Here is a 22,991-nt window from a genome sequence, read left to right on the forward strand (position 1 = left end):
TCCGGCGAGTCCAGCCCCCGAGGGGGGCGCCGTCAGACGAGGTTGTCCTCGACCTTCAGGCCGAAGATGCCGCGGCCCCACATGGACAGGGCGTGCTCGACGTCGTTGGCCACGTGGACGCTGCCGGCGTGGGCGTCGCGCCAGGCGCGCTCGATGACGTTGCCGCGGTGCAGCGAGTTGCCGCCGGCGGTCTTGAACAGGATGTCGATCGCCTCGATGGCTCGCTCGGTGCCGCGGACCTGGTCGCGGCGGGCGCGCAGGCGCAGCTCCATCGGGATCTTCTCGTTGCGGGCCGCGTAATCGTGGATCTCCCGGACGTTCCGGTCGGTCTGCAGGATCGCGGCGTCGATCTCCGAGGCGGCGCGGGCGACGGCGACCTGGGCGTGCGGGTCCTCCACGAAGCGCCCGCCGCCGAGGCTGAGGCGGATCCGGTCGCGCATCCTCGCCACGTAGTGGTCGTGGCAGCCCGCCGCCATGCCGATGACGCTGGCCGTGACCGTGCCGGTGAAGATCGTGCCGAACGGCATGCGGTAGAGGGGGCCGGTGTTGACCTTGCGGCCCGGGTTGCGGAGCTGGGCCTGCTCGAAGTTGCGCATGGCGCGGTGGGACGGGACGAACGCCCGCTCCACCACGATGTCGTCGCTGGCGGTGCCGCGCAGGCCCATCGAGTCCCACACCGGGCGGATCTCGTAGTCGGTCTCGGGGACGAGCACCGTCATGAAGTCGACCGGGCGGCCCTCCGCGCCGACGACGAGGGCGCCGAGGAGCGCCCAGGAGGCGAACTCGACACCGGACGAGAACGACCACCGGCCGGTCAGCTCGTAGCCGCCCTCGACCGGGGTGAGGCGGCCGATCGGCGCGTAGGACGAGGACACCAGGGTGTCCGGGCCGGCGCCCCACACCTCGCCCTGCGCCTCGTCGGAGAACAGGCCGAGGTGCCAGGAGTGGACGCCGAGGATCGCCGACACCCAGCCGGTCGAGCCGCACGCGCCGGAGATCTCCCGGACCACCTCGTAGAAGGCGACCGGGTCGTGCTCGGCGCCGCCGTACCGGGTGGGCTGGAGCATCCGGAACACCCCGGCGCCGCTCAGCTCCCGGATCGTCTCGGCGGGGATGCTCCCCTTCTCGTCCACGGACCGGGCCCGCTCGGCGATGCCCGGCAGGAGTCCGCGCACGGCGTCCAGGACCTCGTTGCTCATCCCCGCTCCTCGTGTTCCCTTGACGGCCTTTGCAGGAGACCATGCTGCCGTGCCGCCGCGAGGCCGCGCGTCCCGGCCACCGGGACTCACCGGCCAGGACGGTGACCTGCGACCTAACGTTCGAATCACCCGTCCATTCGCTGAAGGGATGATCCACGTGACCGCAACCGAGTCGGACGCCGTCCGCGCCATCGAGGCGGAGGCGATCTCCCGCCGTTTCGCCCGGGGATGGCACTGCCTCGGGCTCGCCGAGAAGTTCAAGGACGGCAAGCCCCACACGGTCAACGCGTTCGGCCAGAAGCTCGTGGTCTTCACGGGCGAGGACGGGAAGACGAACGTCCTGGACGCCTACTGCCGGCACATGGGCGGCGACCTGTCCCAGGGCAGCGTCAAGGGCAACGAGATCGCCTGCCCCTTCCACGACTGGCGCTGGGGCGGCGACGGCCGCTGCAAGAAGATCCCGTACTCGCGGCGCGTCCCGCTGCGGGCCCGCACCTCGGCGTGGCCGACGATGGAGCAGGACAAGCTGCTGTTCGTCTGGAACGACCCGGAGGGCAAGCAGCCCCCGGCGGACGTGACGATCCCGGTGATCGAGGGCGCGACCCGCGACGACTGGACCGACTGGCGCTGGACGGAGACGATCGTCCACACCAACGCCCGCGAGGTCATCGACAACGTCGTGGACATGGCGCACTTCTTCTACATCCACAAGTCGTTCCCGACGTACTTCAAGAACATCTTCGAGAAGCAGACCGCCACGCAGATCATGAAGGGCGTGACCCGGGAGGACGCCCGCCGGCAGCGGGAGGGCGACGAGGGCGGCGGCGGGCCGCGGATGCTCGGCAACACCTCCGTCGCGTCCTACCACGGCCCCTCCTTCATGATCGACGAGCTGACGTACCACTACGAGGGGTACGACCTGCACTCCGTCCTGATCAACTGTCACTACCCGATCGACGAGAACTCGTTCGCGCTGCACTCGGGCATCATCGTCCAGCACAGCGCCGCGCTGCCGGCCGCGGCCGCCGAGGCGACCGCGGAGAAGCTGTCGGACTTCATCCTCACCGGTTTCGAGCAGGACATCGAGATCTGGCGGAACAAGACGCGCATCGACAACCCGCTGCTGTGCGAGGAGGACGGGCCCGTCTACCAGCTCCGCCGCTGGTACGAGCAGTTCTACGTGGACGCCGCCGACGTCACTCCGGAGATGACCGACCGCTTCGAGTACGAGATCGACACGACGCGTCCGGTCGAGTCCTGGGAGAAGGAGGTCGAGGAGAACCTCGCGCGCCGCGAGGGGGCCTCGGCGTGACGACCCGCCAGGACGAGCGCCTGCTGGACGGCCCGCTGGTGCCCGTCGCCTGCCGCCGCTGCGCCGCCGAGGTGATGGTGCGCAAGGCGAGCTGGGAGCAGACGAGCATCCAGTGGAACGCCGCCGCGCGGGCCGCGTGCGTGAACCTCGGCGAGGACCCGCACGCGACGTGCCCGGCGCTGCGCTCGGCGATCCAGGAGGCGGCGCTGACCGGCGCCGTCCGGGTGGTCGAGTGAGCGGACGGCTGGCCGGGCGGACCGCGGTCGTCACGGGCGCGGGCGACGGCATCGGACGCGGCGTCGCCCGCCGCTTCGCCGCCGAGGGCGCCCGCGTCCTGGTGGCGGAGCTGAACCCCGAGAGCGGGGCGGCGGTCGCGCGTGAACTGACCGGCGAGTTCGGCGCCGAGGCGCGGTTCGTCCGGACGGACGTGACCGACAGGGCGCAGGTCGAGGCCATGGTCGCGGCGGCCGTCGAGGCGTGGGGCGGCGTGGACGTCCTGGTCAACAACGCCTGGGGCGCCGGGACCGTCGGCCGCGTCGAGAACAAGACCGACGAGCAGCTCGCCCGCGGTTTCGCCATGGGCTACTACGGCCCGCTGTGGGCGATGCAGGCCGCGTTCCCGCACATGAAGGCACAAGGGTGGGGACGCGTCGTCAACATGTGCTCGCTGAACGGGGTCAACGCCCACATGGGGACCCTGGAGTACAACTCGGCCAAGGAGGCCCTCCGGACGCTGACCCGCACGGCCGCCCGCGAGTGGGCGCCGACCGGCGTCGTCGTCAACGCGATCTGCCCGGGCGCCAAGAGCGCGGCGTTCCGGCGGATGGCGTCCGAGCATCCGGAGATCGAGGCCGCCGCCGACCGCGCCAACCCGATGGGCCGCCTCGGCGACCCGGAGACCGACATCGCACCGGTGGCGCTGTTCCTCGCGTCCGAGGACGCCCGCTACCTGACCGGAAACACCCTGTTCGTGGACGGCGGCTCGCACATCAACGGCGTCGCCTGGACCCCGGACCTGGACGGAGAGACATGATCGACACCTATGGTCCGTGGGCCGTCATCGCGGGCGGCTCGGAGGGGGTCGGCGCCGCGTTCGCACACCGCCTCGCCGACGCGGGCCTGAACCTCGTGCTGATCGCCCGCAAGCCCGGCCCGCTGGCGGAGACCGCCGAGGCCGTCCGGGCGAAGGGGGTGGAGGTCCGCACGGTGGAGCTGGACCTGATCTCCCCCGACCCGCTGAAGACGGTCCGCGAGGTCACCGACGGCCTGGACGTCGGCCTGATGATCTTCAACGCGGGCGCGAACAGCTACGGCCACGAGTTCGTCACCGGCGACCTGGAGCGCTTCCAGGGCGTCATCGACCTGAACATCACCGCGCAGCTCGCGTTCACGCACCACTTCGGCGCGCTGATGAAGGAGCGGGGCCGCGGCGGCCTGCTGCTGGTCGGCTCCCTCGCCGGCTACATGGGCCAGGCGCAGATCAGCATCTACTCCGCCGTCAAGGCGTTCGGCCGGGTGTTCGCCGAGGGCCTGTGGCTGGAGATGCGCGAGCACGGGGTGGACGTCCTGGAACTCGTCCTCGGCGTGACCCGCACCCCGGCGATGGAACGTGCCGGCCTCAACATGGACATGCCGGGGCTCAACGTCGCCGAGCCCGACGACATCGCCCGCGAGGGCCTCGAACACCTCAAGGACGGCCCGATCTGGGTCGCGGGCGGCAACTACAAGGCCGCGCAGAAGCGCGCGGGCTTCCCGCGCGACCGCCTCGTCTCCGGCGCCCACGAGGCCATGAAGAAGATGCTGCCGGACCCATCCTGATCGCATCGACGCGTGACGGCTCAGGGGCTTCAGGAAGACGTCCTGCTCCTGGGCCGCCGTGTCGGGCGATGGCCCCGGACGAGCCCCGTCCCAGATAGACATGAAGCATGTCTATTGTTCGGGTGCGCGGATGCTCGCTGCACATCGAGGAATCGGGAGACCCGTCCGGTCGCCCTACCTGCTCCTGCACGGCTGGCCGGAGTCATGGCGCCTGCCGGAGAAACTCGTCCGCGGACGGCAGGCCGCCTACTTCGACTACTTCTACGACGTGCTCTCCGCGGACCCGTCCAGGATCACCGCCGAGTCGCGAGCCGCCCACGTGTCCGCCTACGAGAGCGAATCGGCGCTGACCGCGGGCTTCGACCTCTACCGTGCCTTCACCCAGGACGCCGCCGACAACGCGGCCTTCCACGAACCCACGTCCGCACCCCTCCTCTACTTGCGTGGAGACAGGGAGGGCGGCGACATCGCCGCCTACGCGGAGGGCTTCCGCAGGGCCGGCGTCGAGAACCTGAAGACGGCCGTCATCCGGGACGCGGGCCACTTCGCCCAGGAGGAACAGCCCGCTCAGGTCTGGGCCGAGATCCACGCCTTCGCCTGCGGCCCCTGACCAGCGCGGGACCTCGGCCTGGACGGAAGCCTGGGGAATGGGAATGGCGCGTTAACGCCTGCGCTAACCTTCGCCGGCACTTCTTTCGTCCCGCCCTCCGACCCGCCTATGGTGCGATCACCAGGGAAGACACCGCGCCTCGACGCTCTCGGGCCCGGTCGAGGGGGGACATGGCCGAGAAGGTGATCTTGCACATCGGGCAGCAGAAGTCCGGAACCACCTACCTGCAGGAGGTGCTCGGGCACGTCTCCGGGCCGCTCGCGGACGACGCCGGCATCCTGTTCCCGGACTCGATCCGGGAGATCCTCCCCGACGCGATCGAGAACCACGAGAAGGCGACGCGCGGGCTCCTCGGCGGCGAGTACCCCTGGGTCTCGGCCGCCGACGCCGCCGCGGAGCGGCGCAAGTGGCCGCGGCTGATGGCGAAGGTCCGCGCCTGGCCGGGCACGGTGCTGCTCTCCGCCGAGGCGCTGTCGGCGATCCGCTCGGCGGCGGTGTCCCGGCTGCTCGCCGAGTTCGGCGACACCCCCGTCGAGGTCGTGATCACCACGCGCCGGCTGGACCGGACGCTGCCGTCGCTGTGGCAGCAGCACGTCCGCAACGGCCGGGGGGCCACGGCCGAGGAGTTCTTCGCGGTGCTGGCCGAGCAGCGCGAACGCGGCCGCCAGGCGATCGAGGAGGAGCTCGACCTGCACCTGTGGCGGGCCTTCGGCCTCGGCGGCCTGGTCCGGCGCTGGGCCGCCGCGGTGGGACCGGACCGGGTCCGCGTCGTGGTCAACCCCGGCTCGCCTCCGGACCTGCTGTGGCACCGGTTCGCCGAGGCGGTCGGGGCGCCGGGCTGCGCCGACCGGCTGCCGTCCGACGTGCGGACGCGCCGCACCCACAGCGGGCTGACCAGCGACGAGACCGAACTGCTGGTCGCCTTGAACCGCCTGCTCGACCAGGCCGGCTGGAGCACCTTCGAGAGCCGGGCCCTCCGTGAGGAGATCCTGCGGGACGGCCTGCTGGCCCGGGGCGAGCGCGGCGGGCCGGTCGCCGTCCCGGAGCCCGCACGGGAGCTGGTGCGCGGGTGGGCCGAGGAGGACCTCGCCGAACTCGCGTCGAGCGGAGTGCGGGTCGTCGGGCGCCCCGGCGAGCTGCGGCCCGCCCCCGAGGGGCCGGACGGGCACCGCCCGGCGACCTCGCAGCAGGTCGCCGACGCCGCCGCAGCCGCGATCATGGCCGTGACGGCGCGCGCCCGGTACCGTCCGGCGCCCCCGCCGAAGTCGTGGCGCACCTGGATCAGGCCCCGCACCCGGGACAGCGGCGCACCGTCCCCGTGACCGAGCGGTCCCCCTCGGCCGGGTCAGCCCCATCCCGTGCGGGCCGCTCAGACGATGCGGACGCAGAGGGTTCGGCCGCGGATCTCCCAGTCGACCCGCCTGCCGCCGGCGGGGCAGGCGCCGCGGGTGAACGCGGTGATGCGGAGGACGAAGTCGTAGTCCTCCGGAGGAGAGCCGTCCCCGCATGGCCACGAGGTCATCAGATCGGAGTTACTGATGGCTACCGTGTCCTCCTTCTCCCCTTTCGTACCGAGGAAGCACTCGCCCGGACGGAACTGCCGCTGCACGCAGAGGACGATCTCGTTCCCCTCCTCGCCATGGCTCCACCACAGTTCCCCGTCCAGATCGCCGGGGTTGTCGCCGACGCAGTCGGAGGTGTCGTCGACCACCCTGAGCACCTTCATGTACGCGTCCGCCCGGCCGCAGCCGACCGCGCGCGGCTTGCTCCTGCTCCACTTGCCGGACGGGCGCTCGTAGGCGTCCAGGCAGTCGCCGGCCGAGATCTTCTCGAACGCCCTGCGCGTCGCATCGGGGGTGGGGGTGACGCTCTCGGACGCGCTCACGCTGTCGGACACCTGCGGCAGCGGCGTCTGGGGAGTGGGGGACGTCCCGGCAGTGGTGGTCTGGGCGGCTGCGGGTGCGGTCGGCTCATCTCCGCCCCCCGCGATGGCCCAGGCGGCGAAGGCGACCAGCAGGACGCCCACCACGGCCGCCGCCGCCACGACCATCGGGGGTTTCGGCCGTCCGAGCGCCGGAAGGGGCCGGGCGCTCCCCGGCACGTCCTGCGGCGGGGGCGCCAGCACCTCGGTCTCCGCCACCCGCGTGGCGATCATCGTGGTGACCGGCTCCGGCAGCGGGGCCTCACCGCCCTGGACGAGCGCGGAGCAGCGTTCGAGGAACGCGTCGAGGCCGGGCCGGGCGTCCGGGTCCTTCCCCACGCCGGACGCGATCAGCGGGAGCAGCGACTCCGGCACGCCGGTCAGGTCGGGTTCCTCGTTGACGACGCGGTAGCCGAGAGCCTCGATGGGCCCCTCGCCGAACGGCCGCCGGCCGGTGGCGGCGAAGGCCAGCACCGCCGCCAGGCAGAACACGTCGCTGGCGGGCCCGACCTCGCGGCCCCGCAACTGCTCGGGCGACATGAACCCGGGCGTGCCGACCACGCTGGTGCGGGTGGTCTGCGAGGTGGCGTCCAGCGCGCGGGCGATGCCGAAGTCGATGATGCGCGGCCCGTCCTGGGCGAGCAGCACGTTGCCGGGCTTGAGGTCCCGGTGGACGACGCCCCGCTCGTGGATCGCCATCAGCCCTTCGGCCAGGCCCGCACCGAGTCCCGCGACCGCCTCCGCGGAGAACGCGCCGTGCTCGACGACGGCCTCGTGCAACGACGGCCCCGCGATGTACTCGGTCACGAGCCAGGGCGGATCGGCTTCGGCGCGGGCGTCCACCACCTGCGCGGTGTGGATGCCGCCGACGCGCCGCGCCGCCGCGACCTCCAGTTCGAACCGCCGCCGGAACTGCGCGTCCTCGGCGAGGTGCGGGTGGATCACCTTGACCGCGACCGGCCGTCCGCCCTTCGAGCGGCCCAGGTAGACCCGGCCCATCCCGCCGGCCCCCAGCCGCGCCAGCAACCGGTAATCCCCGACCTTCTTCGGGTCGCCCGCCTGGAGCGGCTTCAGTTTCTCGCTGGACACCCGCACGCCCTCCCGCACCCACGATGATCAGAAACGAACCTTTCCATAGGAACGGGGCAAGTGTCTGCAACCCCTCACGCCTACCCGCGACACGAGCGACCGCAGTGCAGCAGCGCCCGCTCCGTGAAGGACCACCTGACGTCCCACCGGCGGCAGTGAACCCAGAGTTCTCAAAACACCACACTCCGCTACCCGATGCGGCAGAATCAGCACTCGTGCGGGACCAAGACCAGAACACCCTGCAAGGCGACTTCGGCGAAGCCTGGCTGGAAGCGGTCGCCGCCGGGTGTGGTCTGCTCCACGGCCGGCCGACCACCGTGGATCTCCAGAAGGCGGACGTGCAACTTGTGTATCCAGGGACCGATCTGGGGACGTACTACCCAACGGTAAACGTGCAGGTCAAGACCACGATCGAACTGAGGCGCCTAGCGTCCGGCGACTTCGGTTACGATCTGGATCTCGAAACGTACGATGCGCTCAGGCGTGCCGACCATGCCGTTGGTAGGGTCCTTGCGGTAATCGGCGTTTCTGGGGAAGGTGAGATGGTGCGCCTTCACAGCGAGGGAACGCTCCTATGCGGTCGCGGAGCATGGATTTCCCTTGAGGGCATGGATCCCTCAAGGAATAGGACAAGTCAGGCGATACACCTTCCCGCCGCGAACACCCTGGATCAGTCAGGGCTGCACAGAATGCTCAAAACGCACGGAATTCGACGGTCGACTCCCGTTCCTTCCATCAATATTTGGGAGCAGCCGTGAGTCACGCGAATTCTCTCGCCGAAGAAGGGGCCGCGAAGGTTCCGGATCTGGCGGCGCTCGCAAATTATCTTACCGGTTCCGGCTGGGTTGTCGAAGATACCGACAGTCGGACCAGCATGTGGCGACCACGGCGCGCTGGTTCGCATGACATCCGCATCGTCCTGCCGACGAGCCAGCGCGTTCGCGACTACTCGGATCGCATAGCCGACGCGCTCAAGGCACTCTCCTTCGTTGAGCGGCGACTCCCCGAAGAAATAGCCGATGACATAAACTTCGGCGGCGCGGATAAGGTTGCCGTCCGCCTGACACCGGACGCCCCACCGGGCGAGGCACCACTGCTGCTGGCTCATTCCGCAATTTCCGCTATCAAAAATTTCGTCGTGGCCTCCGCGGCTTCACTGGACTCCAACTCGCTGGTCCTGCCACCGAGACGGCCGCAGCGCGCGGAGGCATACGCATCCCAGGCAAGGCTGTCCACTCAACCAGGAAGCTTCATACTGTCGCTGGCCCTGCCGCTGGCAGATATATATTCGGACGAGTCGGACGACTCAACTCCCCCCGGCCAGGACGCGCTGGTTGAGGTTCCGCCGCAGCCTTTCGGACGAAAAGTGACGAACCGAATGCTGGCGGCCACCCTGAAAGCCCAGCATTTGGCGGAGGAAGTCAGCGTGGGAAACCGGCCGATCTCCTCCTTCGGGGATCTCACCCCGGACGCCCCCAACGCCACGGAACTGGCGGCACTGAGCTCTTTGGGTGGGCCAGACCATGACATCTATCACATACGCTTCGCTAAATCACCGTTGGCCGGCGGAGCCGCAGAGCCCGCACTCCTACGGGTCACGCCCGGCCAACAGCGGATCCTCGGCGAAGCCGCCGATTATCTGCGGACCAAACAGCCTAGAGCCGGAGTCACGGTTACCGGCCTGATCGTCCGACTCTTTCGCGAGGGCGGCTTCGGACGAGGAGAGGCGGTCATCCAGGGCGTGTCCGACGATTCTGGTGAAGCCCGTAGATACCGAGTCGAGCTTGGAGAGCTCGACTACAATGAAGCCGTAAGGGCGCACGCTAATGGGCTGCAAGTCACCGCTACGGGAGATTTGGACATCAGAGGCACCAGGCGGTCACTTCGCAGGTTGACTTCCTTTGCCGTCATCCCGGGTCTTGAGGATGAGTCCTGAATTTCCCGCCGTATCCCGCCTGCGATCGTAACACCGAGCCCTCGCTGGACGTCCTACTGCCCTGGCTGAGCCGTTTCAGGGCTTCGTCGAGTGTCGGTCATCGGAAGGCGGCGATGTTGGCGCGGGCCCAGTCGGCATACGTACGGGGCGCCCGGCCCAGCACCTTCTCAACGTCGGGGCTGACCCGCCGCTCGGCCGGAGTCGGCTCGCCCAGGATCTTCAGGGTCGTGTCCACCACGTCCGGCGGCATGAAGTTCAGCATCTGCGCCCGCGCCTGATCCGGAGTCTGCTCCACGAACCGGATCGGCTCGCCCAGCGCCGCCCCGATCGCCTCCGCCTGCTCCCTGGGCGTGACCGGAGCGGGACCGGTCAGCTCGTAGATCTGCCCGGCGTGGCCGTCCTCCCGCAGAGCCACGGCGGCGACCCCGGCGATGTCGACCGGGTCGACGGCGGGCAGGGCCACGTCGGCGAAGGGCGCGGCGACGGTCCGTTCGGCACGCACCGACGGAGCCCAGGCGTAGGTGTTGGAGTCGAAGTTGCCGGGACGCAGGATCGTCCAGTCCAGGCCCGACCCTCGCACGGCCCCCTCGATGGACAGCCCCCGCACCCCGTGCGACGCCGAGTCCGGCCGCGTCACCACTCCCAGCGATGACAGCAGCACCACCCGCTCCACGCCACCGGCCTCGGCCGCATCGAGGATGCCGCCCAGGTTCAGCGTGTGAGCACTGGCGCCGCCGTCATGCAGGAACAGGGCGTCGGCGCCGTCGAACACCGGGCGCAGGCTCCCCGCGTCGGCCAGGTCCGCCCGGCGGAACTCGACGCCCGCGGGGACGTCCGCCTCCGCGATGTTCCGGGACGTGGCGGTCACCTTCTCGCCCGCCGCCGCGAGCGCCCGCACGAGCGAGCGCCCGACGTTTCCGGTGGCTCCGGTCACAACGATCATGGTCGGTCTCCTGACGTTTCATCCGCTCGAACGAGCGGTCTGGCCGCAACGCAGGCGACGCTAACATCCTCGATATAGTAGGTACCTAGAGGAAAGTGACTATCTCTGGAGGGCGTCAGGATGGACGACTCGGCATGGACGGCCTCGCCAGGGTCGGCGGACCCCGAGCAGGCCTGCCCGATCGCCCCGGTGGTCGACATCGTGTTCAGCCGGTGGACCACCCCCATCCTGTGGACCCTCAACCAGCACGGCCGGCAGCGCTTCGTCGAACTGCAACGACGCATCAGCGCGATCACCCCGAAGGTGCTGACCCAGCGTCTGCGGCAGCTCGAACGCGACGGCCTGGTCGTGCGCACCTACCACCCCGAGGTCCCGCCCCGAGTCGAGTACGAGATCAGTGAACTCGGCCGCAGCCTCGCCCCGCTGTTCGCCCACCTCGCCGAATGGGCCGCCGCCAATCTCGACCAGGTCGACCGGGCCCGGCGCGACTACGACAACGCCTCAGCCCACTGATCAGTGAAGCGGCCGTGGAAGGCAGGGAGGGGCGGCCGCGTCCGCGGCTCACGGGAGGTCGTGGCGGGGGATGCCGTCAGCTGATCCGCAGGTCGGCGATCAGCCCGTCCCGCAGGATGAAGGCCAGGGGGCTGGTGCCGTTGAAGCCGTTACCGGTGACCTTCATGGTGACGACGTAGGAGTCCGGGGCGGCACCGGGCTCGACGCCGAGGATCTCGAAGTGCGACTGCTTTCCGATGTTGTCGGAGCGGTCCCAGGCGCGGACGCCGCTCTTGCCGTGGAACTCCCGTCCCCAGTCGTTGAGGTAGGCGTCGTCGGTGAAGGCGGCGGCGAACCGTCCGGCGTCGCCGTCGTTCGTGGCCTCGACGAACTCGCGGATCGCCTCGGGGACATCGTTCTCGGTCATGGTCGGACCTCCCAGTCGTCTTGAGGACGTGTGCCGGATCAGATGCCGATGCCGCGGCAGGCGTTCGAGCTGCCGGTGCAGGGTCTTCTGGTTCCCCTTGACGACCGGGAGGTAACGCGTCCTGTGCTTGCGGACCAGGACGGAGGTGCAGGGCCGGCGCCGTACAGGATCTCCCAGACGGTCGGTCAGCGCAGAGGGGCCTCGAGGTCCAGTGGCGTGCCGGTGAGTTCCTGGGACCACAGGATGTCGGTGAGGCGGGTGGTGGCCTTGGCCAGGTGGCGACGGTAGGTGGAGAAGGAGAGGTGGAGGGCCTCGGCGGCGGCCTCCTGGGTGGGGGCCGGGTGGAGATAGGTGCGGTCGAGGACGCGGCGGAGCGGAAGTGAGCGGGGGTCCTGGGCCAGGTGGTCGATGGCGGTGAGGAGAGTGGCGCGGAGGCAGGCGGGGGTGAGGTCGGCGACCACGGAGGTGCCGAGGAGGGGGTTGCCGCTCAGCTGGTCGGGGCGGTTCAGGTGCAGGAGCGCCTGGCGGACGGCCTGGTCGAAGCGATCGCGGTCGAGCGGGGCCGGGCGAAGGAGCTCGGGCGGCGCAGGGCCGGTCTCGCCGGTGAGTTCGCGTTCGGCGATGAGGTCGAGCCACCGTTCGACCGGCAGGCGGCGCCAGTCGATGCCGTAGACGGTGTGGGACAGGCCCGCGGAGGCGACGGTGACCTGCGTCGTGAGAGCGAGGTAGTTGAAGATCGGGCCCCAGTGGTCGGGGTCGGTGGTGGCGGTGAAGGACCAGGCCAGCGGCCGGGTGGCCCAGTCGACGGTCGACATGACCGACGCCGCGAGGGCGGCGTGGGGATCGCGCTCGTGGCCGTCGGGGCCGATGACGTAGCGGGCGATGCTGATCTGCTCTCCGGGCCTGGCCGGGGAGATCCGGTCCGCCGTCGCCAGCGCGGCGCGCAGGACGGGATCGACGTCGTGGAGGGCGGGGTCGGCGGGCCAGACGCACTGGAACGCACAGCCCGCCAGGCCGGCGGAGGTACGGACCACGACGAGGTTCTCGGGCTGGGCGGCGAGCCATCGTGCGGCGACGGCCGCGCTCTCGACGCCCTCGAAACGTTCGATCAGCGCCAGGACGGCGGGACGGTCGTCTTGGCGTCCGGGCGTCACCGCCGCGGTCCGCAATTCCGGCAGCGACCAGACGGGGCCCGCCAGCGGCGTCCGCCGGAGCAGAAAGACCTTCTGGTGGGCGGCCAGCCACCGGTCCGCGCCACCGGCCCGGCGCAGGCCGTTGACCGCGTGGTCGTGGACGAGGCGGTGGACGCGCCGGTGGGCCTCGGGCGAGCGGCGCCGCAGGTCGGCGGCGAGCAGGTCCCGTACGAGATCGTGGGCGTGCAGGCCGTCGCTGCCCCGGCCGATGTACGGGCGGTTCTCCAGCCAGGCCCAGATCTCCGCAGCGCGCTCTCCGACCGCGCGGCGCAGAAGGTCCTCAGTGGTGAGCCACGCATACGCGCACACCGCCAGGCCGGTGGCGTGTGCCTCGTCGGGCACACCACCGACGACCCGTCGCACCAGAGCCGCGACGAGGTCGGGCGCCTCGCCCAACTCGTCCGGCGGCGGTCCCGTCGCGGCCGCGTCGGCCAGCAGCGCCAGTACGAGCGGGTGGCCCCGGCCGAGCTCGGCCAGGCGCGCGGTGAGCGGGGCGGCCACCCCGGCCCGGACCAGCAGTTCGACGCTCTCGGCGCTGTTCAGGGCCGCCAGTTCCCGGCAGGCGGTGAGCGCGCGCCAGCCCGGATCGCTGCGCCACTGAGGGCTGGGCGGCTCGCGCCCGGCCAGCACGACGACCATGCCCGCCGGGACCGACGGCAGGAACTCCTCGCGGACCCAGGTGTCGAGCGCGGCGAGGTACTCGTAGCCGTCCAGCAGCAGGACGGCTTCGGAGCGGCCCTCGGCGTGCCCGGCCGCCTGGCGGAAGGCCTCCGGTGAGCAGTCGATGTCCCGCCCGTCGACGGAGACCACCGGACGGCCTGCGGCCAGCGCACGCATCCGGAACTGGTGAAGCAGCATGGTCTTGCCGATCCCGCCCGGGCCGTGGATCAGCAGGACCCGGTGTGGCGTCTCGGCTCCGAGCGCCTCGGTGAAGGCGGCGAGCTCGCCGGTCCGCCCCACGAACGCCCGCCGGCGCTCCTCGTCGATGACCGACGCGAGATTCTCCGCCATTCCACTCCCATGGCCGAGAATTCAGGCTAGCGCCGTCCCCTGCCGGGCGACAGACCCCGGAAGGCCGCCGCGGACCCGGTCGGGTCCGCGGCGGCTCGGGGAAGTGGGCGGTCAGGAGGTCGGCGGTGACTGCGGCGTCGGGGTCAGGTTCCAGGTGACCGTCGCGCCGAGATCGATCGGACGGATCGCCCCGGGCGTCTCGTCGTCACCGATGACGCTGCTCGCACCGAGCGCGTTCCCGAGAGCGCCGTCGACGTTGTCGCCCCAGCACCGGACCGCACCCGCCGTGGTGACGGCGCAGGTGTGCACGGTCCCCGCGGCGAGCGCGACGACGGAGTCTCCGTCCAGGCGGACCCATGAGGCGCTCGACGGCAGCTCGTCGTCACCGAGGTCCTCGAACGTGCCGAGGTCCGGCAGGCCGAGCCGGCCGTCCTTCGACTGCCAGCCCACGCGCCCCCAGCACCGGACGTGGTGGACGGAGCCCGCCAGCGCGGTGCAGGTGTGGTCATATCCGGCGACGGCCGTCGTGACCTCGGTCCCGCCCAGATCCACCGGGCCGGAGTCCGGGGGCAGATCGAGGACCGGGGTGCCGAGCCCGGTCGCGCCGTAGGTGTTGTCGCCCCAGCAGCGGAGCGTCGCGTCCTCCAGTGTGGCGCAGGTGTGCGCGCGGCCCGCCGTGACGTCCACCGCCTTCATCCCGTTCAGGTCGACGGCTCCGGCCTCCAGCGGCGTCTCGTCGTCGCCGATCTGATCGGTGAGATCTGGAAGCCCGAGCTGGCCGTGGGTGTTGTCGCCCCAGCAGTACACGGCTCCGCTGTCGGTCACCGCGCAGGTGTGGTCTTCGCCCGCGGCGATCGCCCGGACGTTGCGGCGGCCCAACTCCACGGCGTTGACCTGGCCGGGGTCTTCGTCATCCCCGATGATCTCGTCGGTGTTCGGATAGCCGAGTTCGCCCTTGCTCGAAAGCCCCCAGCACATGACGTCGTCCAGGTCGTCGATGACACACGTGTGGGTGCCGCCCGCGGCGATCGCCTTGGCGGTGCGGTTCCTCCCCAGGTTGACCAGGATGTCTCCGCCGACCGGGACGTCCGCGGGTGCCTCGTCGTCGCCGATCGAAGGGTTGTTCCCGTCCTGGGCACCGGACCCGAGGGCGCCGAAGCGGTTCTGTCCCCAGCAGACGACCCCGCCGTCGACGAGGACGGCGCAGGAGTGGAGGGCCCCGGTGGCCACCTTCCACGCGAGCTTTCCGCCCAGGTCGACAGGGTCCGACGCGCTCGGCGCCTCGTTGTCGCCGATCCTGCTCCGGCTCGGCTCGGCGTTGCGGCCGTGGCCCAGCTGGCCGTCGTGATTGTCCCCCCAGCACCGCACCGCGAAGGCGTCGTCGACCACGCAAGTGTGCCGGACGCCCGCGTCGATCCGCTCGCGGACCTGGGCCGGTATCGGTACCGGAACAGCGCTGACCGGCGGGAGGAACGCCATCCCGACGCCGATCACTGTCATTACCGCGAAGCCCGCGAGCCATCCGGCCCGCAGCACCCCGCTGATCCGATCATTTTCCACGAACTTCCTCCTCGGACTGCGGCCGTCAGGTGACCGCGCTCCGAGGATCGGCCGATCGGCCGCCCACTCTCCAGCTCAGAAACCTGTCATCCTCTGTCCACCAACGTGGTCGCGCCGATGGACAATGCCCGGACCCGCGTTCGCGTCCACGCGTTCGCCGGGTCGACACTCGTTCACTTGCGGCGAGTTGTCCTTATGAGCGCGCTGGAAAGAACGACATGCCGCAAGTGAACGCACCCGGTGGACCTTGGTCCGTGAAGAGCCAGTCCACGAACGCCAAGCCCTGAGCGGCTACCCGTCGTAGTGCCCGGCCTTCGCCTGAGTCATGAAGGCAGCCCACACCTGGAGGCTCAACGTGAGGTGGCCGGCGTCCGGGGCCTTGCTGTCCCGCACGCCGATGTCCGCTCCGAGGTCAGCGACCTCGACACACTGACCATTTCCACTGCTGCGCCCGCTCTTCCGCCAATGGGCAAGCGAAAGATCACGGGATGCGGTCATCGCGCTTCTCCTTACGGCGGCCTCACGGTCAGCCGTGCGGTGGATGGGCATGACTCGTCTCCCTAGTCCAGCATGGCGGTGCCTACCGGTTGTAACGCCCGGCCCTCACCTGAGTGGCGAAGGCCATCCACGCTTCCCGCGTGAAGGTGAGGTGTCCGACATCGGGAGCCTTGCTGTCCCGCACGCCGACGCCGACCACGAGATCGGCGATCTCGACACAGTTGCCACCAGCGCCGTTGCTTCGGGTGCTTTTGCGCCATTTGGCGCGGGATGCGCCCACGATCTGCACGTGCCGCACCTCCCTGTCTTCCGTTGTCGCGTGGTTCACGTCACGCCGTCGGCAATGCGGGCGATGAGCGCCTGTGAGTCGCTCGGTCGCAGGGCCGCCGCACGCAAGTGGTCGAATGCCAGGGTATACCGGTCAATCTCGTGCGACTTCTCCAGATAGAGCCCGCCTGTCTGTCCTTCCATGAAGACGACCTTGGGATCCGTTGACTCGGGGAAACCCAGGATGGTGAAGGCGCCGCTCATCGCTGGGTGAGCCCCTGCATCGAACGGGAGCACCTGGACGGTGACGTTTGGTGACTTCGCGATCTCACGAAGGTGACTGAGTTGCGACCGCATGGTCTGGGCACCACCGACACAGCGGTGGATCACTGCCTCGTTGAGGATCGCCCAGAACTTAGGGGCGCCTGGCGCGGTGAGGCGCTTGGTACGAGCCATGCGGAGGGCGACGCGCTTGTCGATCTCGGCCTCGTCATCGATAGGAAAGGCCTGGAAGACAGCACGAGCATAGTCAGCCGTCTGCAGCAGGCCGGGCACGTGCTCCGACTCATAGGCATCCATGGTCACGGCGTCCGACTCCAGTCCAACGTAGACCTCGAACCACGGCGGGATGGCTTCGCCGTAGCTGTGCCACCAGCCCTTCTGCCGAGCTTCGCGGGCCAGCGTCAGTAGAACCTCCCGCGCTTCTCCTTCGACTGCGTACACGTTGAGCAGGTACTTGACGTCACGCGGGAGCACGCCGACGCGAGCGTTCTCAATACGGCTGATCTTGGCGTTCGACCACTCCAACCGTTCGGCGACCTCGTCAAGGGTGAGGCCCGACACCTCCCGGTGCCGCCGCAGCTCGCCTGCGAGCCTGCGGCGCTTCACGGTAGGCGCACTCCTTGCGATCATTTGCATACCCCTTGTAATTAGCAATCTGCATCTGTAATTTACTGATGCAAGCGACCGACACTCAGAGCATGCCACCGGTGGCAGAGAGTGCGCAGGTGAACGCCAGTGCTGATCGGTCGGTCAGCAAGGAAACGGAGCGGCCCCGGGTCGGTGTTGCAGCACCGGCTCCGGGGCCTTGACCCGACTGCAAAGGAGTCGGACCCATGTCGAACCTACCCAACTGCTCGCCTCCCGAGGGGCGTGGGGACTGGACGCCGGTGCCGCCGGAGACGGCTCAGCGGCTCGAATTGCTGGTCAGGCTGATGGTGTGCCTGCGTAGCCTCGGACGGGGCTCGGTGTTGTACCTGGACGGGCGGGCCGAGCCGGTGCTGTCGGTTCCTGTGCTGTCGCGGCGGCGGTCGCTGGCGGTGCTCGTCGTCCAGGACGGCGGCGGGTGGTCGTACCTGTGGGACGCCGCGCACCGGACGCCGGCCAGGTCGGCGCGGGTGGCGGCCGAGCTGATCGCCGGGGTGACGCGGTGATCGTCTGGGACGAGGTCCACACCGAGCGGGTGTGCTCGGCCGGTGTCCTGGACGTCCGAGAGGTTCGGGCTCGGGTCCGGCGGGTGCTGGAGCGAGACCCGGACGGGTTCGACCTCGGCGATGTGGACCTGCTGGTCTGCGAGATCGCCACCAACGCCGTCCGGCACAGCGCGAGCGGACGGCCCGGCGGCGGGGTGTGGGTGACCTTGCTCCTGGCGTCCGGGCGGCTGCGGGTGGAGATCCAGGACGATGGCGGCTCGGAAGGGTCTCCTTTGATCCCTGCGCAAGCGTCCGCGTGGGACGAGTGCGGGCGCGGGCTGCTCATGGTGCGCGAGCTGGCCGAGTGCTGGGGCACCCTGCGCGGGGAGGACGGACGTCACACCGTGTGGTTCGAGGTCGTCCGATGATCGCCCTGCGTGCCCTGCACGACGCCTGGGCGGCCTGGCGCAACCGCTGTTCGAGCGGGCGAGACGAGCGCGAAGCCGTCCGGACGGTGCTCCCGGAGCCGTACCCGGAAGTGGTGTTCCTCTTCGCCGGTGGCGGGCCGGAGGTGCGCGAGGCGTCCGAAGCATTGCCGGGCGAGGCACGGGCCTGGCGGACGCTCGCGGAGATGGAGGCCGCGCGGTCGCGGGTCTGGTCGCGGCAGGGTCGGATGTGGGACGCGGGCGTGTGCGCCGGGCGGGCGCAGGCTTACCGGGCGGCGGCCGAGCAGCTCGAAGACGTGCTGATCGAGTCGCTCGGCCTGTGGGATGAGTACGAACGGCAGGGCAACGGGGACGGCCTCGGCTGATGTGCGGAGGTTCCTTCTTATTGGAGTTCGTAGAGGCCGTTGCGGTGTTCGTAGAGGGGGTCCGCCGTGTTGGTCGATTCGGCGCGCAGGGGGCGTTTGATGACCTTGTTGGTGGGGGTGCGGGGTAGCGCCTCGACTATGCGGATGTAGCGGGGCGTCCATTTGGTGCCCAGGTCTGGTTGGGCCTTGAGGAAGGCCGTGAACGACTCCGGGTCGAAGGGGCGGCCGTCGGCGAGGGCCACTGCTGCCATTACCTGGTCGCCTACATGCTCGTCTGGGACGGCGTAGACCGCTACCTCTGTGAACGGTTCGTAGCGGGACAGGAGGCGTTCCACGGGGGCTGCGGCGAAGTTCTCGCCGTCCACGCGGAGCCAGTCGTCGTCGCGGCCGGCGAAGTACCAGTAGCCGTCCGTGTCGCGGTAGGCGAGGTCGCCTGACCATGTCCAGCCGTTGCGGACGCGCTTCGCCGTCGCCTCCGGGTTGTTGTAGTAGCCCTCGAACTTGCCGGCGCCGTTCGTGTCGACGATCTCACCGATGGCCTCGTCGGCGTTGAGCAGCGTGCCGTGTTCGTCGAACTTGGCGGGCGGGCATTCCTGGAAGGTGTCCGGGTTGATGACCAGGGTTCCCGGCTCCGCCACGCCCAAGGAGCCGCTGGGCGTCCCCGGGACGCGGTTCAGGCGGATCTCGCCTTCGCTGGAGCCGTAGGAGTCGATGACGGTGCAGCCGAAGCGGCGGGCGAACTCGGCGATGTCGCGCTCGTTCGCCTCGTTGCCGAACGCGATGCGCAGGGGGTTGTCGGCGTCGCCTGGTTTCTCCGGGGTGGCCAGGATGTAGTTGAGGGGCTTGCCCACGTAGTTGAAGAACGTGACGCCGTGGCGGCGGACGTCCGGGAGGAAGCCGGAGGCGGAGAACTTGCGGCGGAGGACGATGCGGCCGCCCGTCGCCACGGCGGGGGCGATGCCGGCCATCAGGGCGTTCGAGTGGAACATGGGCATGACCACGTAGAACACGTCGTCGCGGGTGAGGGACCGGCGGTCGCGTTGCTGGACGGCGATCCGCCCGAGCCGTCCCTGGGAGCAGATCACCGCCTTGGGGGCCGCGGTCGTCCCCGAGGTGAAGACCAGGGAGAAGATCGTCTGCGCGCTGACGGGGCGGACGTCCGCCGGAGGGGTCGTCGCCAGGCGCTCGGTGTACGCGGCGGTGTCGGCCGTCAGTGTCGGGACGTCCACCAGGCCGTCCAGCAGCGGTGCGCGGGACGTCTCGGTGACCAGGAGCGCGCAGTCGGTGTGGGTCACGTCGCGGGCCAGTTCGGCGCCGCGGCGGGTCGGGTTCAGTTCGACGACCGGGACTCCGGCGAGGGCCGCGCCCAGCAGCCAGAACAGGTGCTCCGCGCCGTTCTCCAGGAAGAGGCCGACGTGACCGGTCGTGGGAAGGAGCGCGGCCCGCCGCCGGGACTCCGCGATCACCTCGCGCCACGTCCAGGACGCGTCCCCGAAGGTCAGGGCCGTCCGGTCGTCGTCCGCGCGGGCCGCCACCAGGTCGGCGAACGTGACCTCGTGGGCGGGACGGTCGTCGTGCAGGGCGGGCATGGGCACTCCCTAGGCGCTGTGCGACGGCAATGGCGAGGGCGACTGCGAGGGCGTGACCACGCTGACCCGGGGGCCCTCACTCACCGCGCCACCTCCGGACGGGACGGGTCTCGATCGAGTCGATGCGCTGCTCGCGCCGGGCGATCCGCCACGTCTGGCCGTCCAGCCGGTAGGTGTCGGTGTAGCGGCAGTGCCAGACCAGGTCCGACGGTTTGCCGTCCTCCCGGGCGGTCAGGTGGTGGGCGACGCAGGCGATCTCCCCGGTGGCCGTGCCCGGCTCGGCGCCGACGTCGAAGACCTGCCCGGCGAGCGCGTGGAAGGTGACGGGGATGCCGTCCAGCGCCGACAGGGTGGCCGCGATCTCCGCGCGTCCGGTGAAGACCCGCACCGGGTCGAGCCTGTCGGGGGCGTCGGGCAGCACGAGCACCGCGTCCTCGGTGAACAGGCCCGCCATCGCCTCGATCTCGCGGCGGTCGGCGTGCAGCGCGTACCGGGCGACCAGATCGCCGAGGGCGATCTGGTCCACGACACCCAGTGTCATGTGAGGCCCAGGCGTTCGGCGCAGGCCGACAGTTCGTCCTTGGCCTCGTCCAGGTCCTTGGTCGGCTTGCCGCCCAGGACGAGGCGGCCCGCGCCGAGATCGCCCAGCTTCGCAGCCTTCTCGGGGGTGACCGCCGACAGCGAGTGGCCGAGCGTCAGCTCCAGGGCGTCCGGGTCACGGCCGCTGTTTTCAGCCTCCGCGCGCATCAGGGCGACCAGCCCCTGAAGCTCTTCTCCCGCCACGCCGAGCGGCTGGAGACCGTTCCCGTACCGTCCGGCGCGCCGCGCGGCGGCCTTGGTGTGCCCGCCCACATGGATCGGCACGCCGCCCTCCTGGACGGGCTTCGGGTAGCTCATCGCACCCTTGAACTGGAAGAACTCCCCGTCGTGCGAGGCCCCCGAAGGCGCGGTGTCCGCCCACAGCTTGCGCAGCACCTGCAACTGCTCGTCGGCCCGGCGCCCGCGCGAGTCGAAATCGGCGCCGCACGCCTCGACCTCTTCCCGCATCCAGCCCATGCCGACGACCAGCCGCAGCCGCCCGCCGGACAGCGCGTCGATCGTGGCGAGCCGCTTGGCCAGCACCACCGGGTGGTGGTTGGGGAGGACGAGGACGCCGGTGGCGAGCCCGATCCGGGACGTGTGCCCGGCGAGGAACGCGAGCAGGTCCAGCGGGTCGGGGATGTCCAGGTCGTCCGCCAGTTCCATGCGGCCCGACGTGTCGTACGGGTAGACGCTGGAGTAGGCGCTCGCCACCACCGCGTGCTCGACCGCGCCGACCGACTCGAAGCCGCAGGCCTCGGCGTGCCGGACGTAGGCGCCGATCCATGCCGGATCGGCCGTCACGCCCGCCGCCACGGGGAGCAGGACGGCGTACTTCATGCAGCCACCTCTCAGATCTTCGAAGCGGCGGCGCGCCCGGCGCGGCGGCCGAAGAACGTGCCGTCGCCGAGGGACGTCCCGCTGATGTAGCCCTCGCCGTGGATACCGGAGGCGGTGCGCCCCGCCGCGTACAGGCCGGGGATCGGCTCGCCGGAGTTGTTGCGGACCTCGCCGTCCACGGTCGTGTCCAGGCCGCCGAGGGTGAACCCGCCGGCGCCCGTCCCGGCGCCGTGCCTGCCCGCTCCGAAGAACCCGTCGCGCGGGTCGATCGCCGCGAACGGCCCCTTCAGCGGACGCAGCCACCTGGCGTCCTTGTGGAAGTAGGGGTCCTCGCCCCTCTCCGCGAACCGGTTGTAGGTCTCGACCGTCTGCTCCAGCGAACCGGGCGGCAGGCCGAGGGACTCCTCCAGCTCCGCGAGCGTCTCCGCCGCGTGCGTGGGCCGGACGCCCCACATGTCGGCCTCGGCGATGTCGTCGTGCCCGGCCTCGTCGATGATCGCCCAGTAGGGGCCGGGCTGGTGCTGGACGGCCTGATGGCTGAACAGTCCCGGGTAGACGTCCTCGTTGATGAAGCGGCGGCCGAGGCCGTCCACGAGCATGCCCCGGCAGATCACGGCCGGGTTGGCGGTGAGCGCGATCTCCACCGTCGCCATACGGCGGGTCGCCGCGCCGAACGCGGTCGCCATCCGGATGGCGGACCCGTCGCTGGTGCCGTCGCTGACCTTGTCGTGCCCGAGCAGAACCGGGGCGTGGTCGGCGAGCATCTCCTCGTTGTCGACGAACCCGCCGGAGGTGAGGACGACGCCCCTGCGCGCCCGGTAGGCCACCCGCTCGGAGAACCTGCGCGCGACGGCGCCGACGACGCGGCCGTCCTCCACGACGAGGTTCGTGGCGCAGGTGTCCTGGTGGGTGGCGGCGCCCGCCTCGGCGACGGCCGCGATCAGCTTCTCCATCAGGACACCCCCGGCGAACATCGGCGTCTCCGGGCGGTGCCCGCGCGGCGCGGGCCGGGCGATCGTGTTGTACGGCCAGGCGTTCTCACCGAGCCACATCAGGCCGTCCTCGGTGTAGGGCATCCAGCCCGGCGCCTCGAACAGGCTCTCCTTGAACGGGACCCCACGCGCGCGGAACCACTCGAAGTGCTCCACGCTCTCGTCGCAGTACAGCCGGAGCTTCTCCTCGTCGGCATGCGGGCCGAGCGCCGCCTTGAGGAAGGCGAACATGTCGTCCGGGGTGTCGTCGAAGCCGCACGCCTTCTGCACCCGCGTGCCGCCGCCGAGGTACAGCTCCCCGCCCGACTGCGCGGACGTCCCGCCGGGGCCGCTTGACCGTTCCAGGACGAGCACGTCCGCGCCCGCCGCCGCGGCCTCGTACGCCGCGGCGCCGCCGGCGGCCCCGAAACCGACCACCAGCACGTCGCACTCGTGGTCGAACTCCACCTCAGCGGCGCCGACCGGCTCCACCGAAGGCTTCGCCATCTGACG

Annotated in this window: 25 protein-coding genes; 12 read left to right on the forward strand and 13 right to left on the reverse strand. The window is 70.5% G+C overall.

Features of this window, described 5'->3' with window-relative positions:
• Positions 1-32: 32 nt before the first annotated feature.
• Entirely contained in the window at positions 33-1,199 is a 1,167-nt protein-coding gene (gene hsaA / locus SM418_RS32410; RefSeq protein ID WP_371945345.1) for a 3-hydroxy-9,10-secoandrosta-1,3,5(10)-triene-9,17-dione monooxygenase oxygenase subunit, read from the reverse strand.
• Between the two features lie 148 nt (positions 1,200-1,347).
• On the opposite strand from hsaA, the gene SM418_RS32415 reads away from it, so the two are divergent.
• From SM418_RS32415 to SM418_RS32440, 6 genes are all read left to right on the forward strand, one after another.
• The gene (locus SM418_RS32415) at positions 1,348-2,511 is read left to right on the forward strand and encodes a 3-ketosteroid-9-alpha-monooxygenase, oxygenase component (protein WP_371945343.1); all 1,164 of its coding nucleotides are present in this window, start codon (positions 1,348-1,350) and stop codon (positions 2,509-2,511) included.
• Positions 2,508-2,747, forward strand: coding sequence for a ferredoxin (locus SM418_RS32420; RefSeq protein ID WP_371945341.1), 240 nt, complete (start codon positions 2,508-2,510; stop codon positions 2,745-2,747). The genes SM418_RS32415 and SM418_RS32420 overlap by 4 nt, the downstream gene beginning before the upstream one ends.
• Positions 2,744-3,544, forward strand: a complete 801-nt coding sequence (locus SM418_RS32425) for an SDR family NAD(P)-dependent oxidoreductase (RefSeq protein WP_371945339.1) — start codon at positions 2,744-2,746, stop codon at positions 3,542-3,544. Before SM418_RS32420 ends, SM418_RS32425 begins: the two co-directional genes overlap by 4 nt.
• On the forward strand, positions 3,541-4,329 hold the full coding sequence (locus SM418_RS32430; RefSeq protein WP_371945337.1) for an SDR family NAD(P)-dependent oxidoreductase: 789 nt from the start codon (positions 3,541-3,543) through the stop codon (positions 4,327-4,329). Before SM418_RS32425 ends, SM418_RS32430 begins: the two co-directional genes overlap by 4 nt.
• Before the next feature lie 130 nt (positions 4,330-4,459).
• Complete coding sequence (locus tag SM418_RS32435) at positions 4,460-4,939, forward strand: alpha/beta fold hydrolase (protein ID WP_371945335.1); 480 nt, start codon at positions 4,460-4,462, stop codon at positions 4,937-4,939.
• A 170-nt stretch (positions 4,940-5,109) separates the two neighbouring features.
• Complete coding sequence (locus tag SM418_RS32440) at positions 5,110-6,261, forward strand: hypothetical protein (RefSeq protein WP_371945333.1); 1,152 nt, start codon at positions 5,110-5,112, stop codon at positions 6,259-6,261.
• A gap of 47 nt (positions 6,262-6,308) precedes the next feature.
• Here the strand turns inward: SM418_RS32440 and SM418_RS32445 are convergent, their stop codons facing one another.
• Complete coding sequence (locus SM418_RS32445; protein ID WP_371945331.1) at positions 6,309-7,949, reverse strand: serine/threonine-protein kinase; 1,641 nt, start codon at positions 7,947-7,949, stop codon at positions 6,309-6,311.
• A gap of 215 nt (positions 7,950-8,164) precedes the next feature.
• On the opposite strand from SM418_RS32445, the gene SM418_RS32450 reads away from it, so the two are divergent.
• Together SM418_RS32450 and SM418_RS32455 are read left to right on the forward strand one after the other, a co-directional pair.
• Entirely contained in the window at positions 8,165-8,707 is a 543-nt protein-coding gene (locus tag SM418_RS32450; RefSeq protein ID WP_371945329.1) for a DUF4365 domain-containing protein, read from the forward strand.
• The gene (locus SM418_RS32455; RefSeq protein WP_371945327.1) at positions 8,704-9,885 is read left to right on the forward strand and encodes a hypothetical protein; all 1,182 of its coding nucleotides are present in this window, start codon (positions 8,704-8,706) and stop codon (positions 9,883-9,885) included. Before SM418_RS32450 ends, SM418_RS32455 begins: the two co-directional genes overlap by 4 nt.
• Before the next feature lie 97 nt (positions 9,886-9,982).
• Here the strand turns inward: SM418_RS32455 and SM418_RS32460 are convergent, their stop codons facing one another.
• Positions 9,983-10,828 carry an NAD(P)H-binding protein gene (locus SM418_RS32460; protein ID WP_371945325.1) on the reverse strand — a complete coding sequence of 282 codons (846 nt, stop codon included), beginning with the start codon at positions 10,826-10,828 and terminating at the stop codon, positions 9,983-9,985.
• Between the two features lie 120 nt (positions 10,829-10,948).
• Between SM418_RS32460 and SM418_RS32465 the strand changes: the two genes are divergently transcribed.
• Positions 10,949-11,341 carry a winged helix-turn-helix transcriptional regulator gene (locus tag SM418_RS32465; RefSeq protein ID WP_371945323.1) on the forward strand — a complete coding sequence of 131 codons (393 nt, stop codon included), beginning with the start codon at positions 10,949-10,951 and terminating at the stop codon, positions 11,339-11,341.
• Positions 11,342-11,417: 76 nt separating this feature from the next.
• Here the strand turns inward: SM418_RS32465 and SM418_RS32470 are convergent, their stop codons facing one another.
• From SM418_RS32470 to SM418_RS32495, 6 genes are all read right to left on the reverse strand, one after another.
• Positions 11,418-11,747: a nuclear transport factor 2 family protein gene (locus SM418_RS32470; protein ID WP_371945321.1), complete on the reverse strand. Its 330-nt coding sequence runs from the start codon at positions 11,745-11,747 to the stop codon at positions 11,418-11,420.
• Between the two features lie 185 nt (positions 11,748-11,932).
• On the reverse strand, positions 11,933-13,951 hold the full coding sequence (locus SM418_RS32475; RefSeq protein WP_371945320.1) for an AAA family ATPase: 2,019 nt from the start codon (positions 13,949-13,951) through the stop codon (positions 11,933-11,935).
• 111 nt (positions 13,952-14,062) lie between these two features.
• The gene (locus SM418_RS32480; protein ID WP_371945318.1) at positions 14,063-15,511 is read right to left on the reverse strand and encodes an RCC1 domain-containing protein; all 1,449 of its coding nucleotides are present in this window, start codon (positions 15,509-15,511) and stop codon (positions 14,063-14,065) included.
• A 291-nt stretch (positions 15,512-15,802) separates the two neighbouring features.
• The gene (locus tag SM418_RS32485; protein ID WP_371945316.1) at positions 15,803-16,009 is read right to left on the reverse strand and encodes a DUF397 domain-containing protein; all 207 of its coding nucleotides are present in this window, start codon (positions 16,007-16,009) and stop codon (positions 15,803-15,805) included.
• Positions 16,010-16,091: 82 nt separating this feature from the next.
• Positions 16,092-16,298 carry a DUF397 domain-containing protein gene (locus SM418_RS32490; RefSeq protein ID WP_371945314.1) on the reverse strand — a complete coding sequence of 69 codons (207 nt, stop codon included), beginning with the start codon at positions 16,296-16,298 and terminating at the stop codon, positions 16,092-16,094.
• Between the two features lie 35 nt (positions 16,299-16,333).
• Positions 16,334-17,164, reverse strand: coding sequence for a helix-turn-helix domain-containing protein (locus SM418_RS32495; protein ID WP_371945312.1), 831 nt, complete (start codon positions 17,162-17,164; stop codon positions 16,334-16,336).
• A gap of 227 nt (positions 17,165-17,391) precedes the next feature.
• Here SM418_RS32495 and SM418_RS32500 point away from each other — a divergent pair, with 227 nt between their 5' ends.
• The 3 genes from SM418_RS32500 to SM418_RS32510 are packed head-to-tail and all read left to right on the forward strand — an operon-like array spanning position 17,392 to position 18,499.
• The gene (locus SM418_RS32500; protein WP_371945310.1) at positions 17,392-17,709 is read left to right on the forward strand and encodes a hypothetical protein; all 318 of its coding nucleotides are present in this window, start codon (positions 17,392-17,394) and stop codon (positions 17,707-17,709) included.
• Positions 17,706-18,116: an ATP-binding protein gene (locus tag SM418_RS32505; protein WP_371945308.1), complete on the forward strand. Its 411-nt coding sequence runs from the start codon at positions 17,706-17,708 to the stop codon at positions 18,114-18,116. Before SM418_RS32500 ends, SM418_RS32505 begins: the two co-directional genes overlap by 4 nt.
• Positions 18,113-18,499, forward strand: a complete 387-nt coding sequence (locus tag SM418_RS32510) for a hypothetical protein (protein ID WP_371945307.1) — start codon at positions 18,113-18,115, stop codon at positions 18,497-18,499. Before SM418_RS32505 ends, SM418_RS32510 begins: the two co-directional genes overlap by 4 nt.
• A gap of 17 nt (positions 18,500-18,516) precedes the next feature.
• Here the strand turns inward: SM418_RS32510 and SM418_RS32515 are convergent, their stop codons facing one another.
• The 4 genes from SM418_RS32515 to SM418_RS32530 form a co-directional block, all read right to left on the reverse strand.
• A complete protein-coding gene (locus tag SM418_RS32515; RefSeq protein WP_371945305.1) occupies positions 18,517-20,088 on the reverse strand; it encodes an AMP-binding protein in 1,572 nt (523 codons plus the stop codon).
• A 76-nt stretch (positions 20,089-20,164) separates the two neighbouring features.
• Positions 20,165-20,614: a nuclear transport factor 2 family protein gene (locus tag SM418_RS32520; protein ID WP_371945303.1), complete on the reverse strand. Its 450-nt coding sequence runs from the start codon at positions 20,612-20,614 to the stop codon at positions 20,165-20,167.
• Positions 20,615-20,625: 11 nt separating this feature from the next.
• Positions 20,626-21,507 (reverse strand): LLM class F420-dependent oxidoreductase, encoded by an 882-nt coding sequence (locus tag SM418_RS32525; protein ID WP_371945301.1) that lies wholly within the window; start codon positions 21,505-21,507, stop codon positions 20,626-20,628.
• An 11-nt stretch (positions 21,508-21,518) separates the two neighbouring features.
• The gene (locus tag SM418_RS32530) at positions 21,519-22,985 is read right to left on the reverse strand and encodes an FAD-dependent oxidoreductase (protein ID WP_371945299.1); all 1,467 of its coding nucleotides are present in this window, start codon (positions 22,983-22,985) and stop codon (positions 21,519-21,521) included.
• Between the last annotated feature and the right edge of the window lie 6 nt (positions 22,986-22,991).

Origin of the sequence: Actinomadura chokoriensis (assembly GCF_041463665.1) — a bacterium.
GTDB classification, from domain to species: Bacteria; Actinomycetota; Actinomycetes; order Streptosporangiales; family Streptosporangiaceae; genus Spirillospora; species Spirillospora chokoriensis_A.

Excerpts from the sequence above, each read along its gene's own strand:
- SM418_RS32515 (WP_371945305.1), bottom strand. The coding sequence starts at position 20,088 with ATGCCCGCCCTGCACGACGACCGTCCCGCCCACGAGGTCACGTTCGCC.
- SM418_RS32415 (WP_371945343.1), top strand. The coding sequence starts at position 1,348 with ATGATCCACGTGACCGCAACCGAGTCGGACGCCGTCCGCGCCATCGAG.
- SM418_RS32435 (WP_371945335.1), top strand. The coding sequence starts at position 4,460 with ATGCTCGCTGCACATCGAGGAATCGGGAGACCCGTCCGGTCGCCCTAC.
- SM418_RS32500 (WP_371945310.1), top strand. The coding sequence starts at position 17,392 with ATGTCGAACCTACCCAACTGCTCGCCTCCCGAGGGGCGTGGGGACTGG.
- SM418_RS32440 (WP_371945333.1), top strand. The coding sequence starts at position 5,110 with ATGGCCGAGAAGGTGATCTTGCACATCGGGCAGCAGAAGTCCGGAACC.
- SM418_RS32470 (WP_371945321.1), bottom strand. The coding sequence starts at position 11,747 with ATGACCGAGAACGATGTCCCCGAGGCGATCCGCGAGTTCGTCGAGGCC.
- SM418_RS32475 (WP_371945320.1), bottom strand. The coding sequence starts at position 13,951 with ATGGCGGAGAATCTCGCGTCGGTCATCGACGAGGAGCGCCGGCGGGCG.
- hsaA (WP_371945345.1), bottom strand. The coding sequence starts at position 1,199 with ATGAGCAACGAGGTCCTGGACGCCGTGCGCGGACTCCTGCCGGGCATC.
- SM418_RS32485 (WP_371945316.1), bottom strand. The coding sequence starts at position 16,009 with ATGACCGCATCCCGTGATCTTTCGCTTGCCCATTGGCGGAAGAGCGGG.
- SM418_RS32465 (WP_371945323.1), top strand. The coding sequence starts at position 10,949 with ATGGACGACTCGGCATGGACGGCCTCGCCAGGGTCGGCGGACCCCGAG.
- SM418_RS32530 (WP_371945299.1), bottom strand. The coding sequence starts at position 22,985 with ATGGCGAAGCCTTCGGTGGAGCCGGTCGGCGCCGCTGAGGTGGAGTTC.
- SM418_RS32525 (WP_371945301.1), bottom strand. The coding sequence starts at position 21,507 with ATGAAGTACGCCGTCCTGCTCCCCGTGGCGGCGGGCGTGACGGCCGAT.
- SM418_RS32460 (WP_371945325.1), bottom strand. The coding sequence starts at position 10,828 with ATGATCGTTGTGACCGGAGCCACCGGAAACGTCGGGCGCTCGCTCGTG.
- SM418_RS32510 (WP_371945307.1), top strand. The coding sequence starts at position 18,113 with ATGATCGCCCTGCGTGCCCTGCACGACGCCTGGGCGGCCTGGCGCAAC.
- SM418_RS32430 (WP_371945337.1), top strand. The coding sequence starts at position 3,541 with ATGATCGACACCTATGGTCCGTGGGCCGTCATCGCGGGCGGCTCGGAG.